Here is a 19,315-nt window from a genome sequence, read left to right as displayed (position 1 = left end):
CTGATCCGGCCCAGGACACCAGCGAACCCATGGTAGTCAATGTTTTTCCGGCAGCAGACACCACTGATGTGGCGGTCAATTCGAAAATCTCGGCTACATTCAGCGAGGCGATGGCAGCTTCCACGATCAATGGAACGACTTTTAGATTGGCCGGACCTGGCACAACTGCGGTCTCAGGTGAAGTGACCTATGACGGCACAACCGCGACTTTCACGCCTGCCGACCTTCTTGCGGTCAGCACGATTTATACGGCAACGATCGGCACTGGTGTCAAGGATCTGGCAGGAAACAGCCTCACCCATGAGGTCAGCTGGAGCTTCAACACCGTAGCCGCCATACCTGTAACCCACGGCCTGACCGTGAACCTGACTCCAGACGGAGCAGTGACAGCTGGCGCGAAATGGAGCGTGGATAACGGGACTACCTGGAAAGACAGCGGAACAAATGTGGCGCTCCAGGCAGGTACAGCTTATGACATCACATTCGAGGCAGTAGTCGGATACACAGTGCCTGAAGCATTCCATGGGACAATGGAAACAGGAGATACTACCGAGACTTTTGCTTATACAGTGTTGAATCACGGCCTGACAGTGAATCTGACGCCTGCGGAAGCGGTGACAGCTGGCGCGAAGTGGAGCGTAGATAATGGGACTACCTGGAAAGACAGCGGAACAAATGTGGCGATCCAGGCTGGTACAGCCTATGACATCACATTCGAGGCAGTGGTTGGTTACACAGTGCCTGAAGCATTCCACGGGACAATGGAAACAGGCGATACAACCGAGACTTTTGCTTATACAGTGTTGAATCATGGCCTGACAGTAAATCTGACTCCGGCAGGAGCAGTCACTGCAGGAGCAAAGTGGAGCATAGATGCAGGTACTACCTGGAGAAACAGCGGCACGAATATAGCGCTCCAGGCAGGTACAGCCTATGACATCACATTCGAGGCAGCAGTCGGATACACAGTGCCTGAAGCATTCCATGGGACAATGGAAACAGGTGATACAACCGAGACTTTTGCTTATACAGTATTGAATCATGGCCTGACTGTGAATCTGACACCAGCAGGTGCTGTCACTGCAGGAGCGAAATGGAGCGTGGATAACGGGACTACCTGGAAAGACAGCGGAACAAATGTGGCGATCCAGGCTGGTACAGCCTATGACATCACTTTCGAGGCAGTGGTTGGTTACACAGTGCCTGAAGCATTTCATGGGACAATGGAAACAGGCGATACAACAGAGACTTTTGCTTATACAATATTGAATCATGGCCTGACAGTGAATCTGATGCCTGCGGAAGCGGTGACAGCTGGCGCGAAGTGGAGCGTAGATAATGCGACTACCTGGAAAGACAGTGGCACGAGCGTGGAAATCCAGGCTGGTGCAGCCTATGACATCACATTCGAGGCAGTGGTTGGGTACACAGTGCCTGAAGCATTCCACGGGACAATGGAAACAGCGGACACGGTGGAGAGCTATGCTTATACAATCCTGAACCATGGCCTGACCGTGAACCTGACGCCTGCCGGAGCAGTGACAGCAGGCGCGAAATGGAGCATAGATAATGGCACAACCTGGAGAAACAGCGGCACGAATATAGCGCTCCAGGCAGGTACAGCTTATGATATCACATTCGAGGCAGTGGTTGGATACACAGTGCCTGAAGCATTCCACGGGACAATGGAAGCAGGCGATACTGCCGAGACCTTTGCTTATACAGTATTGAATCACGGCCTGACCGTAAATCTGACTCCAGCAGGAGCTGTCACTGCAGGAGCAAAATGGAGCGTTGATAATGGAACGACCTGGAAAGACAGCGGAACAAATGTAGCGCTCCAGGCAGGTGCAGCCTATGACATCACATTCGAGGCAGTGGTTGGATACACAGTGCCTGAAGCATTCCACGGGACAATGGAAGCGGCTGACACAGTGGAGAGCTATGCCTACACAATCCTGAATCACGGCCTGACAGTGAATCTGACTCCAGCAGGAGCGGTGACTGCTGGAGCGAAATGGAGCGTGGACAACGGTACTACCTGGAAGGACAGCGGGACAAGCGTGGAGATACAGGTGGGAACAGCCTATGACATCACCTTCGAGACAGCAACCGGATATACAGCGCCAGCGTTATTTCACGGGACAATGGAAGCAGGTGATACTACTGAAAGCTATGCTTATTCAGCAATCTATCACACACTTGCAGTGACGATTACACCTGCAGATGCGGTGTCGGCAGGAGCTAAATGGAGCCTGGACGGAGGCACAAATTGGAGAAACAGCGGGACAACTGCAGAGATTCAGGAAACCAGGACTTTTGAAATCACGTTCAATACTGTAAACGGACTCACTAAACCAGCCAATCTCGCTGGAACAATGGAAACAGCAGACACGGCGGAAACTGGCACATATACGGTAATTTCCGGGGCACTCTGGATCCAGTCCACAGCAAATGCAGCATTTTCGGCCCGATACTGCCATTCCAGCATAGTCTATGAAGGCAAACTGTGGGTGATCGGTGGTAATGACGATGTTAATAAAAAAGATGTCTGGTCTTCCACTGATGGAAAAACATGGACCTGCGTTACTGTAAATGCAGCATTTTCTGCACGGAGAGGACACACGAGTTTAGCCTATGACGGCAAGATGTGGGTGATCGGCGGCGAAGCTGGTGGTTATACAAACGATGTCTGGTCTTCCACTGATGGGGTCACCTGGATTCAAGCCACTGCCACAGCTGGTTTTTCCACTCGAGCGTATCATTCCAGCGTAGTTTTCGACAATAAAATGTGGGTGATTGGAGGCTATAACGGCACAATTAATAAAGATATCTGGAATTCCACTGATGGAATTACCTGGACAAAAGTCACTGACAGTACGGCTTTCTTGGAAAGAGAGTGCCATGCCAGCATAGTCTATGACAGCAAAATGTGGGTGATCGGGGGATATGATGGAAACAGTAAAAACGATGTCTGGTGTTCGGCGGATGGGATTACCTGGACTCAGGTTAAAGCCAACGATGCAAATGGATTTCCAGCCCGGCTTGGACATACAGGTATAGTTCATGACGGAAAGATCTGGGTGCTCAGCGGCAATGCCAGTACATATAGAGACGATGTCTGGTCTTCCACTGATGGGATCACCTGGACACAGGCCACTGCAGCAGCGGAGTTTTCTGCACGCTCATATCATACCAGCGTAGTCTATAACAGCAGGATATGGGTGCTCGGCGGAAATGGAACTGGTTATCTAAATGATGTCTGGCACTCAGCCAACACCGCTGCCTGCACTCCTGTAGACATCGGGTTGTCCACCACAGAAGTTACCATGGAAACCACTATCTACACTCTCCCTGCCACAGGCGAAATCCAATACAATGACGGGACCTTTACTGCCAGGACTCTCAGCTGGGTAAAAACTTCAGGTGACGGCAACCTGATCGGGAATGTCTATTCCAAGGGAACGGCAACAGGTACTGTTGAAATTACTGCGAGTTATACTGAAAACTCTGTGACAGTCAGCCGCAAACTTACGCTACATCTGACAGATTGGATCCAGGCTACAGTAACTGCTGCGTTTTCCGCTCGAACGTCGCATTCAAGCATAGTTTTTGCCGACAAAATGTGGATGATCGGGGGCATTGACGATACCAGCATGCATAACGATGTCTGGTCTTCTAATGACGGGGTCACCTGGAGCCAGATCAAGGGCAATGATGCAAACGGCTTTTCTGCCAGATTCGGACACACAAGTTTAGTTTTCAATAACAAAATGTGGGTGATCGGAGGAAATTCTTCTGCAGGAGGATGCAAAAGAGATGTCTGGTCATCCGTTGACGGTGTCACTTGGACCCAGGCCACTGCAGCAGCGGGTTTTTCCGCTCGATACGGACTGATGAGTGCAGTCTTTGACCACAAGATGTGGGTGATTGGTGGAACCGATTCCTCAACATTGAGAACAAATGATGTCTGGTTTTCCACTGATGGAGCTGTCTGGACCCGGGCTACAGCAGCAGCAGCTTTTTCTGCCCGCGCCTTGGAAACGGTAGTAGTATTTGCAGATAAAATGTGGGTGATCGGCGGGATTGACGACGATGATAATAAAAAAAATGATGTCTGGTTTTCCACTGATGGGAAAACCTGGACCAATGCCACCACGAATGCTGCTTTTACCGCTCGATACAGACACAGAAGTGAAGTGTTTGAGAATAAAATGTGGGTAATTGGAGGGAATCTTGGTTACTCAGACTATCAAAACGATGTCTGGTCATCAGCAGACGGAATCACCTGGGTCCAGGCTGCAGCAGCAGAATTTTCCCCTCGAAACGGACATACAAGCCTGGTTTTTGATAACAAAATATGGGTAATTGGAGGTAGTGACAGTTATTACAAAAACGATGTCTGGTATTCAGCTAAAACCGCAGCCAACACTCCGGTTGACATCGGGCTTTCCACCACTGAAGCCACAACTGAATCCACTACCTACACACTCCCTGCCACTGGGGAAATTGAATACAATGACGGGACTTTTGCCACTGAGAACCTTTCCTGGAACATCACTTCAGGCGGCGGCAGTCTGGATGGGAACACATACACCAAAGGAACGGCATCCGACACTGTGGAGATTACTGGGAGTTATACAGAGAACTCGGTGACAGCAAGCCGCAAGTTTGTGCTGCATCTTGCGGACTGGGTACAGGCCACTGCAACGGCTTTTTCCGCTCGACACGGACACACGAGCGTAGTTTATGGCGGCAAGACATGGGTGATCGGCGGGCAGGGAGTCAGTGGCGTAATGAACGACGTCTGGTCTTCCTTGGATGGGAACACTTGGACACAGGCAGCAGCTGATTTTACAGCTCGAGAGTTTCATACCAGCGTAGTCTTCAACAACAAAATGTGGATAATCGGCGGTGATGCTGGTGGTGATAATAACGATGTCTTGTATTCTACGAACGGAATCGCCTGGACTAATGCCAAATACAATGACGGCAGTGGTTTTTCTGCTCGCCACGGACATACGAGCGTAGTCTTTGACAACAAGATGTGGGTAATCGGTGGTATGCAAAGGTTTTCCTTTTTGAATGACGTCTGGTCTTCCGCGGATGGGATCACCTGGACCAAAGCCACTAGCGCAGCTGGTTTTTCCGGTCGCTGTAAACACACAAGCATAGTCTATGACAATAAAATGTGGGTGGTTGGCGGCACTGACGGGAGCTATATGAATGACGTCTGGTCTTCCACGGATGGAGTTACCTGGACTCAGGTTTCAACAGCAACGCCGATGTTTTCCGGTCGAAATGCTCATACCAGCATAGTCTTTGACAACAAGCTGTGGGTAATCGGAGGCTTTGACGGAGGCTTCAAAAATGACGTCTGGTCTTCCACGAATGGAGCTACCTGGACCCAGGCCACCGGTAATGCTGGTTTTGCGATTCGTGAGTCTCAGACCAGCGTAGTCTTCAACAACAAGATGTGGGTGATTGGAGGATCTGCCTCAGGTGTCAATAAAAATGACGTTTGGTACTCAGTTTCCACAGCAGTCAACACTCCTGTAGACATCGGGCTTTCCACCACTGAGGCCACTACAGAAGCTGCTGTTTACACTCTGCCATCCACGAGTGAAATCCAATACAATGACGGTAGTTGCACAGCCCATGATCTTACCTGGGTCAAGACTTCCGGCATCGGGAGCCTGGACGGGACAACTTATACCAGAGGCGGTGAATCCGGCACAGTGGTCTTGACTGCCAGTTACACGGATAATTCAATCACAGTAACCCGCAAACTCACCCTGCATGTGGCGGATTGGGAGCAAGCTGCTGCGACAGGTCTGACAAGCCGTTATTTGGCTTCCAGCCTTGTTTATAACAGTAAAATTTGGGTGATCGGCGGCCGCGATTCAGGCAACCGGGATGATGTCTTGTCTTCGGCTGATAACGGGAAAACCTGGAGCCAGGTCAAGGCGAATGACGGAAACGGTTTTTCCCGCCGCTTAGGGCACACGAGCCTGGTGTTTGCTGACAGAATGTGGGTGATAGGCGGTTATGACGAAACGGCAAACAATAAAAATGATATCTGGTGGTCCACCGACGGAGCTACCTGGAACGATGTTACTGTAACGCAGGCATTCCCGGCTCGTTACGGTCATACAAGCGTTGTTTTTGACGGCAAAATGTGGGTGATGGGAGGTACCGGAGGCGGGGGAGCGAAAAATGACATCTGGTATTCCAGCGATGGAGCGGTCTGGACTCAGGCCGCTGCTGCCGGGTTTTCCAAACGTTACTACCACACAAGCGTAATCTATGACAACAAGATGTGGGTGATCGGCGGCACTTCGGATGAGATGACAGGCGTTTTTAATGATGTCTGGTATTCCGGCGATGGAGCTGCCTGGACCCAGGTTACAGTGACACAGGCATTTCCGATCCGTTTCGGTCATACGAGTATAGTCTTTGGCAACAAATTGTGGGTGATCGGAGGTCAAGACAACATGTCCGCAACCAGAAATGACGTCTGGTCATCTGCAGATGGGGCAGTCTGGACCCAGGTCAAAGCCAATGATGCCAATTACTTTTCCAAGCGTTGGGGGCACACGAGTGTGGTATTCGACAATAAAATCTGGGTGATTGCAGCCTACAATATAACTGATCTGGTCTGGCATTCGGTTGCTACGGCAGCAAATACCCCGGTCAATCTAGCTCTTTCCACTACAGAAGCCACTATGGAAACAACGACATACACTCTCCCTACCACAGGTGAAATTGAATACAATGGCGGTATTTTTGCAGCGCAGAATCTTTACTGGAACATCATTTCAGGAGGTGGGAGCAGAAACGGGAATGTTTATTCAAGAGATGCAACTGCAGGTACTGTCGAACTGACTGCGAGCTATGCGATAAATTCCGTGACAGTAAGCCGCAAGTTGATCATTCATAAAGTTAACCCGATCCTTACGGTAAATTTGACCCCTGCTGAAGCAGTGGCTGCCGGAGCCAAGTGGAGCATCAATACAGGAGCAGATTGGAGGAACAATGGAACTACTGCCGAACTCCAGGCAGGTATGACTTTTGAGATCACTTTCAGCACAGTGGAAGGATATGCCAAGCCGGCCTCTATTGCCGGAACAATGGAAACCACGGATTTAACGAAAAATGCGGTTTATACTGTGATTGGGGCTGCCTGGACCCAGGCTGCATCAGATGCGGCGTTTGCCGGGAGACATTACCAAACCAGCGTAAACTTTGACAACAAGCTGTGGGTGATAGGCGGCATGATCGGTGCTGCAGCCAATGATGTCTATTCTTCCACAGATGGAAATACCTGGACCCAGGTTACTGCTGCAGCCGGTTTTTCCGCTCGATTTGGACACTCAAGCGTAGTCTTTAACAACAAGATGTGGGTGATAGGCGGCTATGACTTTACATATAGAAACGACGTCTGGTGGTCTGACGATGGCAACACCTGGCATTGTGCCAGAGCAAGCAGCCCATCAAATGGTTTTGACAGGCGAATTTATCATACCAGCGTAGTTTTTGACGACAAAATGTGGGTAATCGGCGGCTTTGACTATAATGGAAATAAAAGAAACGACGTCTGGTCTTCAGCTGATGGAATCACCTGGACCTGCGTTAAAGCAAACGCAGCGTTTACCGCTCGCTACGATCATACGAGTGTAGTCTATGACAACAGGATGTGGGTGATCGGCGGCAATGACGGTGGTTTTAAAAATGACGTCTGGTCATCCACTGATGGGATCACCTGGACCCAAGCTACTGTCGCAGCCGTTTTTTCCAATCGAGTCGAACATACGAGTGTAGTCTATGACAACAGGATGTGGGTGAGCGGCGGCAATGGCGGTGGTTTTAAAAATGACGTCTGGTCATCAACGGATGGGATCACCTGGACCCAAACTACTACTGCAGCCGTTTTTTCCGCTCGATGCTATCACAAGAGCATAGTCTTTGACGATAAAATGTGGGTGATCGGCGGCTATGACGGCTCCAAGTATCTGAACGACGTCTGGCATTCTGCAGCTACCGCAGTTAACACTCCAGTCGACATCGGGCTTTCCACTACGGAAGTCACCATGGAAACCACTATCTACACTCTCCCGGCCACAGGTGAAGTCCAATACAATGACGGGACATTTACTCCCAAGGACCTCGTTTGGAACGTCAATCCGGGTGACGGGAGCATAGCCGGGAATGTTTATACAAGGGGCACGGCAGCAGGAACTGTCGAACTTACGGCCAGTTATTCGGAAAATTCAGCGACAACAAGCCGCAAATTTGTGCTTCATCTTGTCAACCACAATCTCAAAGTGACTATAACTCCGGCTGAAGCAGTAACCGCCGGAGCCAAGTGGAGTATCGACGGTGGAAGCAATTGGATAACCAGTGAGATCAATACCTCTGTGCAGGTTGGCAGGACTTTTGAGATCACGTTCAGCACTATGGAAGGATATACCAAGCCGGCTGATATTGATGGAACGATGGAAACCACAGATTTAACGAAAAATGCGGTTTATACAGTGAGTGTGGCTACCTGGACGCAGGCGTCTGCCTCAGCATGGGGAGGAAGGGAAAATCACACCAGTCTGGTTTATAACGGCAAGCTGTGGGTAATCGGCGGCTATGCCGGCAGTGATAAAAACGATGTCTGGTCTTCAGCGAATGGTACTACTTGGACCCAGGCCACTGCAGCAGCCGGTTTTTCCGTACGACACGGACATACCAGTGTAGTCTTTGATAACAAGATCTGGGTAATCGGCGGCCTGAGCGGTGGCAGTGTCTATCTGAATGACATCTGGTCTTCAGGGGATGGGATAACCTGGTCTAAAGAAGTTGCTGCAGCTGGTTTTTCCGCTCGATACAGTCATACGAGCGTAGTCTTCAACAACAAGCTGTGGGTAATCGGCGGCAGTACCGGGGTACCTAAAAACGACGTCTGGTCTTCAGGGGATGGGATAACCTGGTCTAAGGAAGTTGCTGCAGCTGGTTTTAGCGCTCGATTCTGGCACACGAGTGTAGTCTATGACAACAAGCTGTGGGTAATCGGCGGCAGTATCGGGGTATCTAAAAACGACGTGTGGTCTTCAACTGATGGAATCAATTGGACCTGTGTTAAAGCAAACGCAGCGTTTTCCACTCGATACAGTCACACGAGTATAGTCTATGACAACAAGCTGTGGATAATCGGCGGCTATGACGGCAGTTGTAAAAATGACGTCTGGTCTTCCACTGATGGAATCACCTGGACTCAGGTTTCAACATCAACGCCGATGTTTACCACTCGATACAGTCACACGAGTGTAGTCTATGACAACAAGCTGTGGGTAATCGGCGGCTATGACGGAGGCTACAAAAACGACGTCTGGCATTCAGTTTCCACAGCCAATTCCTCAGCCAGCAACACTCCAGTTGACATCGGGCTTTCCACCGCAGAAGTCACCTCGGAAACAGCTACCTGCACCTTGCCTGTTACAGGTGAAGTCCAATACAATGACGGGACTTATGCAACGCAGAACCTTTCCTGGAGCGTTACTTCAGGTGGCGGCAGTATAAACGGGTATGTTTACACAAGAGGGGCAACTTCAGGCACTGTTGAACTGACTGCCGGTTATACTGAAAACTCAGTGACTGCCAGCCGCAAGCTGGTGCTTCATGTTGTATTTAAACCCACCCTGTCAGTGACTCTGACTCCTGCTGAGGCAGTGACTGCAGGAGCCCAGTGGAGACTCTCCGGCGGCAGCTGGAAAAACAGCGGAGCAACGCTGGAAGTCCAGGAAGGAACCAATTTTACGGTCGAATGCAAGGCGATCACGAACTGGAACACTCCAACAGCAGAAGCCCATCTGATGGGAACCGCAGATACCAGTGAAACAATGACTTATTCTCCTGTTTACGGGGCATTTTGCTCAGAAGCCACTGACAGTGCAGAGTGCTCCGGCAGATATGGGCAAACAAGCTTGATTTACAACAACAAGATGTGGGTGATCGGGGGATTTGGCGGCAGCTGGAATAATGATGTCTGGTCTTCCTCAGACGGTGTGCACTGGACTCAGGCTACAGCCAGTGCGGGCTGGACTGCAAGAATTCGCCACACCAGCCTGGTTTTTAACAACAAGATGTGGGTGATCGGGGGAGCCAGGATGAGTACCGGCAGCGATAAAAACGACGTCTGGTATTCCACCGACGGTGCTGACTGGACTTCTGCCACCTCCAATGCAGGCTGGAGTGCAAGATTTGGACATACCAGCCTGGTTTATGACAACAAGATGTGGGTGATCGGAGGAGGTGACAACAGCGGCAACTATAATAATGATGTCTGGTGCTCCTCGGATGAAGTGAACTGGACCCAGGTCAAAGCCAATGACGGGAATGGATTTTCCCCACGACGTAATCACACTAGTGTGGTATTTGACAATAAAATGTGGGTGATAGGCGGGCTTGATCAGACCCCGTCATATAAAAACGACGTCTGGTATTCAGTTGACGGTGTGAGCTGGACCCAGGCTCCAGGCAGTGCCGGCTGGTCTGCAAGATATTGGCACACCAGCCTGGTCTTTGATAATAAGCTATGGGTGAGGGGCGGATGCAATGGCAGTGGTTTAAACGATATCTGGTATTCATCAGACGGTGTGAGCTGGACCCAGGCTACAGCCAGTGACGGCTGGGCAGCAAGATACGGACACACCAACCTGGTTTACAACAACAGGATCTGGGTGATCGACGGATATGGAGCCAAGTATTACAACGACGCCTGGTATTCCTATGATACAGCCCTCAATACTCCAGTAGACATCGGGCTTTCCACCACTGAAGCTACCACTGAAGCCACTGTTTACCAACTGCCTTCCACAGGCGAAGTCCAGTACAATGACGGAAGTTTTGCGCCGGGTAACTTGACCTGGACGGTGGGAGGTATACCTGGGGTCTATTCTATCAACTCTCCATTTGGAAACGAGGGAGGTACAGTTGAGGGCACCGCAAGGTATACGGAAAACACTGTGACTGTGAGCAGAGTAGTGAAAGTGCATTTTCTTGCTCAACCTGAAAATCAATAAACTGGGACCTAATTTTGCGAATTAAATTGGATAAACGAAATAGGTTGACCACCTCTGTTTACAGCAGATCCGGCAGAATATTTATGGCATAAAGCGGAACATTGGTCAGCCAGTCTTCTTTCCTGTAATCCGACATGGATGTGCGGATCGCGTGCTTGGGTGAATATTTTTTAGAACTATTGCATCAAACATCACAATAGTCAAACGACTTTATGTTGTTCGACCACAGAATATCGAATAACTTCGTGTGATAGAGGTCGAATTGAAGAATAAATTGACAGGACCAAATTTCTCCAAATGCAAGTTGTGATTAGAATTGCATCTAATCTTGTTTTCCGCTAAAATTTTATTGATTCCGCTAATGCATAATCGCAGTTTTATGGGGTAACAACTTGGATAAAATCACTGAACTGAGAGAGAAAAAAGCGGCCATCCAGAAGCAGGAAGCTGCCAATGCGGGCAAGCAGCACGAAAAGGGCAAGCTCACTGCCAGGGAGCGGCTGGAGCTTCTCTTCGACAAGCAGACCTTTATCGAAAACTACCAGTTCGCTCATCACCGCTGCACTCAGTTCGACCTCGGCAACAAGGAGATCCCTGCAGACGGAGTGATTACAGGATCAGGGTCTGTTGGAGGCAAGCTGGTCTTCGCCTTTTCCCAGGATTTCACCTCATCCGGCGGCTCTGTGGGAGAAATGCATGCAGACAAGATCTGCAAGGCCATGGAAGCGTCCCTCAAGTATGGAGCCCCTTTCATCGGCATCAATGATTCGGGTGGCGCCAGGATTCAGGAAGGGGTGATGTCCTTATCAGGATACGGCAGGATTTTCTACCTGAACACACAGCTCTCGGGCGTAGTGCCACAGATTTCCATTATCGCAGGACCCTGCGCAGGCGGAGCAGTCTATTCGCCGGCTCTTTCTGATTTCATCATCATGGTTAAGAACAGTGCCAAGATGTTCATTACAGGCCCGAATGTAATCAAAGCTGTCACAGGGCAGGATGTCAGCCCTGAAGACCTCGGCGGATATGCAGCCCACATGGCTCATTCAGGAGTCGCTCACTTCGCGGCGGAAGACGACCAGGATGCGATGGAAACAGCTAAACGTCTGCTTACCTATTTTCCTTCCAATAATCTTGAGGAACCGCCGCTTTTGAAAGAGGATTTCGAGCTGGACGAACTGCCTGCTCTGGACGGGATAGTACCTGAAAACCCAAAAGAATCTTATGACATGTTGCAGCTGATCAGCCGCCTGACCGATCAGGACAGCTTCCTGGAAGTGCAGAGCGGTTTCGCCAAGAACATGCTGATCGGATTCGCGAGAATCGCGGGACGGTCGGTAGGCATTGTCGCCAATCAGCCCCTGTTCCTGGCTGGAGTGCTCGATATCAACGCGTCAGACAAAGCCGCCCGCTTCATCAATTTCTGCAATGCCTTCAACATTCCCTTGATAAATCTGGTGGATGTTCCGGGATTCCTGCCAGGGATCGAGCAGGAATATGGAGGCATCATCCGGCACGGCGCAAAAATGCTATACTCCTATTCCCATGCCACTGTGCCCAAGATCACACTGATTATCCGCAAGGCATATGGTGGAGCCTATCTCGCCATGTGCAGCCGCGACCTTGGAGCAGACGCAGTCTTCGCCTGGCCTACTGCCGAGATCGCAGTGATGGGTGCGGAAGGAGCCGCCAATATCGTGTTTTCCCGCGAGATCAGGGAAGCGAAAAAACCTGAGGAATGCCGCAACCAGAAGATCGAGGAATACCGCAAGGCTTTCGCCAATCCCTATATCGCGGCAGGCTACAATTTTGTGGATGACGTGATCTTTCCCCGCGATACCAGAAAGTTACTGGCTTTGACACTTGAAAACATTTCCAGTAAGCGCGTTTCACATCCCTACAAGAAAAACGGGGTGATGCCCGTATGATGACCAATCTGCTTTTCGGGCTGGAACTGACACTGCTGGGAATGGGTGTGGTTTTCGTGGCACTCTGTCTGCTCGCTTTCGTGATCCACCTTTTTTCCTATCTCCAGAAACCCGGACAGCTTTTTCCAGGCTCAGGACCATCGACAGAAGAAGAGAGGCGGTTGATCGCAGTGATCGCTGCAGCGGCTACTGCAGTTCTGGACGAGAGCTTTGAACTGAAAAAAATAGTGCTGGTCAAGGAGAGGAGACAGTTCAACACGTTGTGGTCATTCGAGGGAAAAGTGGAACTCATGAATCAGAATATTTCGAAAGGACGCGATAAATGAAGAGACTAAGGATCACTGTTGAAGGCAAGACATATGAAGTGGAAGTGGAAATCCTGGAGGATAAGGGGAAAAATGCCGTTGTGAAGAGAGTGGTTGAGGAATCCTCGCAGAATCTGGCCAGATCATTTGAAAAATCGCAGAAAATAGTGGCTGACGCATTGGAAACTTCCATCAAGAGCCCGCTCGCAGGCACTATCATCGAGGTCAAAGTCACGGAAGGGCAGAGCATCACTGAAAACCAGCTGGCTGTTGTGATCGAGGCCATGAAAATGAATACGAATCTCTATTCGCACAAAGCCGGGCGCGTGAAGAAGGTGCTCTGTGAAAAAGGCCAGAAAGTGGAATTCGGCCAGTCTCTCGTGGAACTGGAATAATGGAAATTCTTAGATATCTGGGTGAGATCATCAGGCAGACCGGATTTTTCCATTCTACCCCGGACCAGCTTCTGATGCTTGGAGTAGGGATTCTGCTGATCTATCTCGCTGTAGCCCGCGATTTTGAGCCTCTGCTTCTGATGCCGATCGGATTCGGCGCCCTGATTGCCAATATACCGAATAACAATCTCATGTATGACGGATATTTCTATCGATCGGACCTGAAAAATTCCGCAGCCTTTGTAAGCAGACTGAACAGTCAGAACGATCCGTTTTCCATTTATCTGAAGGAACATCTTTCTGCAGACATGCAGAAAAAACTTACTGATTATACGGTTGGAAAACTGGATTCAAAGTTCGAGTCTGATCTGCTGACTGAGCTCAATAATCTCATGAACGGCCAGTCCTTTTTTAATGAGGATGTATTTAAGAATTACAGAATTTCTTCTGAAACCCTGAAGCTGGCGCGTACGAATCTGACTGAAGAAAAACGCTTCCGTCTGAACAGGCTCCTGATTGAAGAAGTCTATTCTGATGAAATCTATCCCGGCCCTGGCGAGACTTATGGTCTTTTCTATTACATTTACCACGGTGTAAAACTGGAGATTTTCCCGCCTCTGATATTTCTCGGGATCGGCGCAATGACTGATTTCGGCCCGTTGATTGCAAATCCCAAGACATTCCTGCTGGGTGCCGCAGCTCAGCTCGGCATTTTCATCACACTGATCGGCGCGATGTTCCTGGGATTCACGCCACAGGAAGCAGCTTCCATCGGCATCATCGGAGGAGCCGACGGACCGACCGCAATTTATACTACAGCCAAGCTCGCTCCTCACCTGCTCGGCCCGATCGCAGTGGCAGCATATTCATATATGGCGCTGGTACCGTTGATCCAGCCGCCGATCATGAGGCTTCTGACCACCAGGCGCGAGCGGATGATAGTGATGACTCCGCTGCGAGAAGTGTCGCGGCGTGAGCGGATCCTGTTCCCGATAGTGGTCTGCATTACCTGTCTTTATATTGTTCCTGCAGTTTCCGCTCTGGTAGCCATGCTGATGTTAGGAAACCTGATGCGCGAAGTCGGTTGCGTGGAGCGACTGGCTGACACGGCCAGAAATCAGCTGATGAATGTCGTGACGATTTTTCTGGGTACTGCAGTCGGTACCACGATGCGGGCTGAAACTTTCCTCAACCTCGCCACCATCAAAATCCTCATACTGGGTGCAATAGCCTTCAGTTTCGCGACAGCCGGAGGGGTGCTGCTCGGGAAATTCATGAATCTGGTCAGTAAGGACAGGATCAATCCCCTGATCGGCGCAGCAGGGGTCTCCGCAGTTCCCATGGCTGCGCGGGTAGCCCAGAAAGTGGGACAGAGTGAAAATCCCCAGAATTTCCTCCTGATGCACGCGATGGGTCCGAATGTGGCCGGCGTGATCGGCACAGCTGTGGCAGCCGGTGTGTTGCTGGCATTACTGGGATGAAGCTCTTTGAAGATTTTTCACGATTGAAGATCGATTTTTCGAGCTTGGATTCAGACAGGCTTCTTTACAGCTACGACGCTTCCCCACATGAATCTAAACCGCTGGCAGTCTGCTGGCCGGAATCGTCTTCCGATCTTTCAAAGATCGTTAAATACTGCTCAAAACAGAGCCTGCCGGTTTATCCGAGGGGAGCAGGGACTGCCATGACCGGCTCGCCGCTCGCCGTTAAACCTGGGATCGTTGTATCATTCGAAAAGATGCGGAAAATTCTGGAATTTTCCCCTGAAAACATGATGGTCACAGTTCAACCCGGCGTGATTACAGGTGAACTCAAGAAATTCTGCCTTGAATCTGGATTTTATTACCCGCCTGATCCGGCTTCAGCCTCAGTCTGCACCATCGGGGGCAATCTTTCCACCAATGCAGGCGGTATCAGATCCCTGAAATACGGTACAACCAGGAGTTATCTGCTCGGCCTGAAATACATCAATCATCAAGGCAGGGAAATTATACTTGGCACGAAAAACCTGCGCTACGCGCTCGGATATCCGCTGCATCAGCTGTTCTGCGGAGCCGAGGGGACGCTCGGGCTGATTTCAGAAATCACTCTCAGGGTGATTCCAGCGCCTTTGGCATTCAGGACCGCTTATCTTGGATTCAGGGATTTGAAGCTGCTTACTGAATTCGGCTTCAAGTTCTTACCAGGCCGGGGAATCACTCCTGCCATCCTGGAATTTATGGACCAGACATGCCAGAAAGCTGTTGAGTTGCGGGAAAAAGCGAACTGGAAGAGAGACAATCCATATGCTGTGCTGATTCAACTGGACGGCAGAAGCGTGGAAAAAATCGACGGAGCCTGGAATATGGTGAGAAAATTTGCAGGAAAAAATCGCCTGGATTTTACGGAAAGCACAGACAATGGAAACGAGTTCCTGCGCTGGCGCAAGGGGCTGATGTCTGCCTTCGCCAATCTCAGACCAGGCGTACTTGGCGGAGACCTGGTCGTACCCAGAGCCCGTCTTCAGGATTTTGTCTCGAAAGTGGAAAAGCTGCATTCCAGATTCAAGGTGCAGTTCGTTCTTTTCGGGCACATCGGGGACGGCAACCTTCATCCCAATGTTCTGTTCTCTCCTGACGATAAGTCGGAAGTCACAGAAACAAAGCTCCTTTTTGCAAAACTGCATGCAATCGCTCTGGATCTTGGCGGAGCTGTTTCGGGCGAACATGGAATCGGCATCGAACGGCGGGGTTTTCTGAAGAAAAACCTGGGGAAAGATGCTGTCAACTTGATGAAGGAAGTGAAAGCAATATTTGACCCGCAGGGGATATTCAATCCGGGGAAGATTATAAGTGAATAGTGAATAGTGAATAGTGAATGGGGAATGGGAAGTGGGAGATAGGAATGGCATTATCTTTTCTGACCAATCACTTTTCACCATTCACCGATCACTTTCAAGACAATCGGCTGGTAAGCAATGGGGAAAGAAATGAAAATAAATCCTTCTAACTGCCTGAAATGTAATCTTTGTGCTGAAAACTGCCCGGTTTACAAGCTTTTTCCTATAGAGCGCCATTCTCCCCGGGGGATGCTGAAGCTGATAGAAAACGGTTTCAATCCCCAGCTCTGCACATTATGTGGGAAATGCGAAAAAACCTGCCCGCCCGGGATTCAGATCAGGAAAAAACTTCTGGAAAAACTGCCTGTATTTTCGAAGAAGTCAAGGTTTTTCAGCTCTGCGTTATCTAAGCCTTTTGATCCGCATGAATGCGGATCCGAGACGCTTTTATTTCTCGGCTGCAGGATCTCGGATCTGCCTGAGAAACGGAAAAAAAAGCTGTTCAACGCTTTGGCAGACTTACATTATCAGATCGATGAACTGAACTGTTGCGGCTGGCCGCACTTCCTGACCGGGCAGGACCCGGTGGAGAAAATTGAAGAGCTGCGAAACTATTTCTCGGCATTCAAGATGATTGTATTCGCCTGTCCTCATTGCTATGGATTCTGGAAAATGCTGCGACATGAACTGGACTTTGAAGTCAGGTACTATCTCGAAGTCATGAATTTTCAGACAAAAGAAAATGTGTTCTTCTCCTGCCTGGCACAGGGGCTGGGATTTTCGAATAAATTTACCGGAGCTGCCGGAGTGCAATGCTGCGGTTCTGGTGGAGGAATTCTGGAACTTTCCAGTTCGTCAGAATTGAAGAGTATCAGAAAAAGCTTCAGGCGTGCCATAGGATCGACCAGGGAGCGCTATTTTGATTGCGGGTATTGCCTGGAAGCTGCCGGGAGCGGAAAATTTATCTGGGAATGACCGGACCGTGGACAGGGAAAGAAGATTCGGGTAAAATAAATTGGTGATGGAGAATTTTCTTTGGACAGGCAGATGTCGACCATAGCGCCCAGGCTGGTGATAGCTGGAATCACCAATCTGAAAGACGCTGAAACCTGCGTTTCGATTGGGGTGGATGCGATCAGCCTGATCTTTTATGATGATCCAAGGCAGCTGACCCTGGAAAAAGCCGCGGAGATCTGCAATGCACTTCCGCCTTTAATTACGCTCATCGGTGAATTCAACGACCTGCCGCTCGAGCGCCTGAAAACCATCCAGCGTATCTGCAGGCTCTCAGCGGTACGGATGCTGGGTTCCGAGAACAGTGACTATGTCCGCAGAGTGAACGCCAGAATGATCAGGGTAATCCGTCTGAAACCGGCAGGATCACCTGAATCTGAATCCTGTGTCACTGTAGCAGCCGATGTTTTTCCTGATTTCAACTTCTATTATAGAATGAAAAACGACGGTAAACGCTTCCACCTCTGGAAAGAAGCGGCTTCCGCATTATCCAAGTATCCGAGGAGCATGGTGTCTGGGAAAATCGATCAGGCGAACCTGGCCGAAGTGCTTAAGCTTTCCCCATACGCAGTTCGGATCAACAGCGGGGCTGAGCTTTTCATAGGTAAAAAGGATCCCAGAATCATCGAACAGATAGTTAAAAAAGTCAGAAGCTGATCAGTATTTCAATTCTGTCAGAAATTCGACGGTTATGTCAGAATTCGGACAGCAGCAGCCCGCTAAATTTTAATAGATTTTCAGTTTGGTTTCTGCAAAACAATCAACCAGGCTGTTTCTCTCTTTTCCATCCTGTTTGGCACGGGATTTGCGATTATCCGTTCTATCGATAATCCAAGGAGGGTCTTATGAAAACAAGTCGAATTGTACTGGCTGCTGCGCTGGTGCTGGTATCAGCGCTTGCCATTTCCGCTGCTGTTAAAGGGGAAGGCGATTCGGTTCTGAATTCCAAGTCCGGAAACAATGATGAGAAAGGTAAGCTGCAGCAGATGTTTTCCTTTGACAAGCTGGACACAAATCACGATGGTGTTCTCTCCAGGGAAGAATTTCAAGCCTGCCAGCCTGTGGTCCGCAAGATGGGAGAAGCATTGTCCAGGATCCGCCAGATTGTGAATGGTGGAGACAACAAGGCTATCGGGAAATTGAAGGAGTATGCGCTGAAGACATACGATCTCAATCACAACGGGAAACTGGATCCTGAGGAAAAGGATGTTATGAAAAAGGACAGAGAGGAACTGGTAAAAAAATACGATAGCAATAACGACGGCAAACTTCAGCCTGAAGAGCGCAAGGAATTGATGAAGGAAGTCAGGGAGAAGCTCGGAATCACTGCAAACGATAAAAACGACTAATAGAATCATCAAGAGTTTGTGGCTCGAGGCTCGGGGTTCGAGGTGTGGGGTTAGGAAGGGAGTCGGAATTCCGCCCTCGGACCTCGTCCCACGAACCTCGAACCTTTACTTATTTATTTGTCAAGATCCCGTGAATCATGCATTCAACCTGAAAAATCTCTCCTGTTCCAACGACACGATAAGTTCCGCAACTCGGGCAGCAGAGAATTTTACCGTCTTCGAGCGAGCGGATAGTCACAATTTCCAGAGATGACAATGAAGCATCCGATTGTAGGGACGAACGGCTGTTCGCCCTTACAAAGAGGTGTTTCTCCAGGGTTTGGTTCAGTTCAACCAGATTCCGGCGGCAGCATCTTTCTGCCAGGTTGCTTTTCAGTTCCGGCAACCGCCAGACAAGAAGAAGTATCACCCCTGACAAAATAAGCAGTGAAAAGGTT

Annotated in this window: 10 protein-coding genes; 9 read left to right on the top strand and 1 reads right to left on the bottom strand. The window is 49.8% G+C overall.

What is annotated here, in order from left to right:
* From PHW04_13265 to PHW04_13225, 9 genes are all read left to right on the top strand, one after another.
* Positions 1–11,069: Ig-like domain-containing protein (locus PHW04_13265; GenBank protein MDD2716857.1), on the top strand; the 11,069-nt coding region annotated here is incomplete at its 5' end.
* Positions 11,070–11,461: 392 nt separating this feature from the next.
* Positions 11,462–12,997, top strand: a complete 1,536-nt coding sequence (locus PHW04_13260) for an acyl-CoA carboxylase subunit beta (protein MDD2716856.1) — start codon at positions 11,462–11,464, stop codon at positions 12,995–12,997.
* A complete protein-coding gene (locus tag PHW04_13255; GenBank protein MDD2716855.1) occupies positions 12,994–13,323 on the top strand; it encodes an OadG family protein in 330 nt (109 codons plus the stop codon). Before PHW04_13260 ends, PHW04_13255 begins: the two co-directional genes overlap by 4 nt.
* A complete protein-coding gene (locus PHW04_13250; protein MDD2716854.1) occupies positions 13,320–13,697 on the top strand; it encodes an acetyl-CoA carboxylase biotin carboxyl carrier protein subunit in 378 nt (125 codons plus the stop codon). The genes PHW04_13255 and PHW04_13250 overlap by 4 nt, the downstream gene beginning before the upstream one ends.
* A gap of 74 nt (positions 13,698–13,771) precedes the next feature.
* Positions 13,772–15,178: a sodium ion-translocating decarboxylase subunit beta gene (locus PHW04_13245; GenBank protein ID MDD2716853.1), complete on the top strand. Its 1,407-nt coding sequence runs from the start codon at positions 13,772–13,774 to the stop codon at positions 15,176–15,178.
* On the top strand, positions 15,175–16,536 hold the full coding sequence (locus PHW04_13240; protein ID MDD2716852.1) for an FAD-binding oxidoreductase: 1,362 nt from the start codon (positions 15,175–15,177) through the stop codon (positions 16,534–16,536). The genes PHW04_13245 and PHW04_13240 overlap by 4 nt, the downstream gene beginning before the upstream one ends.
* A 129-nt stretch (positions 16,537–16,665) precedes the next feature.
* Positions 16,666–17,490 (top strand): (Fe-S)-binding protein, encoded by an 825-nt coding sequence (locus PHW04_13235; protein MDD2716851.1) that lies wholly within the window; start codon positions 16,666–16,668, stop codon positions 17,488–17,490.
* 60 nt (positions 17,491–17,550) lie between these two features.
* The gene (locus PHW04_13230; protein ID MDD2716850.1) at positions 17,551–18,186 is read left to right on the top strand and encodes a hypothetical protein; all 636 of its coding nucleotides are present in this window, start codon (positions 17,551–17,553) and stop codon (positions 18,184–18,186) included.
* 188 nt (positions 18,187–18,374) lie between these two features.
* Positions 18,375–18,878: a hypothetical protein gene (locus PHW04_13225; protein ID MDD2716849.1), complete on the top strand. Its 504-nt coding sequence runs from the start codon at positions 18,375–18,377 to the stop codon at positions 18,876–18,878.
* A gap of 109 nt (positions 18,879–18,987) precedes the next feature.
* On the opposite strand, the gene PHW04_13220 is transcribed toward PHW04_13225, so the two are convergent.
* Entirely contained in the window at positions 18,988–19,287 is a 300-nt protein-coding gene (locus PHW04_13220; GenBank protein MDD2716848.1) for a hypothetical protein, read from the bottom strand.
* Positions 19,288–19,315 lie beyond the last annotated feature (28 nt).

The sequence above is a fragment of the Candidatus Wallbacteria bacterium genome (genome assembly GCA_028687545.1).
Lineage (GTDB): Bacteria > Muiribacteriota > JAQTZZ01 > JAQTZZ01 > JAQTZZ01 > JAQTZZ01.
This window is presented reverse-complemented; position numbering and strand designations above follow the sequence as displayed.

Coding starts and splice junctions, on each gene's coding strand:
- PHW04_13255 (MDD2716855.1), top strand. CDS start 12,994: ATGATGACCAATCTGCTTTTCGGGCTGGAACTGACACTGCTGGGAATG.
- PHW04_13250 (MDD2716854.1), top strand. CDS start 13,320: ATGAAGAGACTAAGGATCACTGTTGAAGGCAAGACATATGAAGTGGAA.
- PHW04_13245 (MDD2716853.1), top strand. CDS start 13,772: ATGCTTGGAGTAGGGATTCTGCTGATCTATCTCGCTGTAGCCCGCGAT.
- PHW04_13240 (MDD2716852.1), top strand. CDS start 15,175: ATGAAGCTCTTTGAAGATTTTTCACGATTGAAGATCGATTTTTCGAGC.
- PHW04_13235 (MDD2716851.1), top strand. CDS start 16,666: ATGAAAATAAATCCTTCTAACTGCCTGAAATGTAATCTTTGTGCTGAA.
- PHW04_13225 (MDD2716849.1), top strand. CDS start 18,375: ATGAAAACAAGTCGAATTGTACTGGCTGCTGCGCTGGTGCTGGTATCA.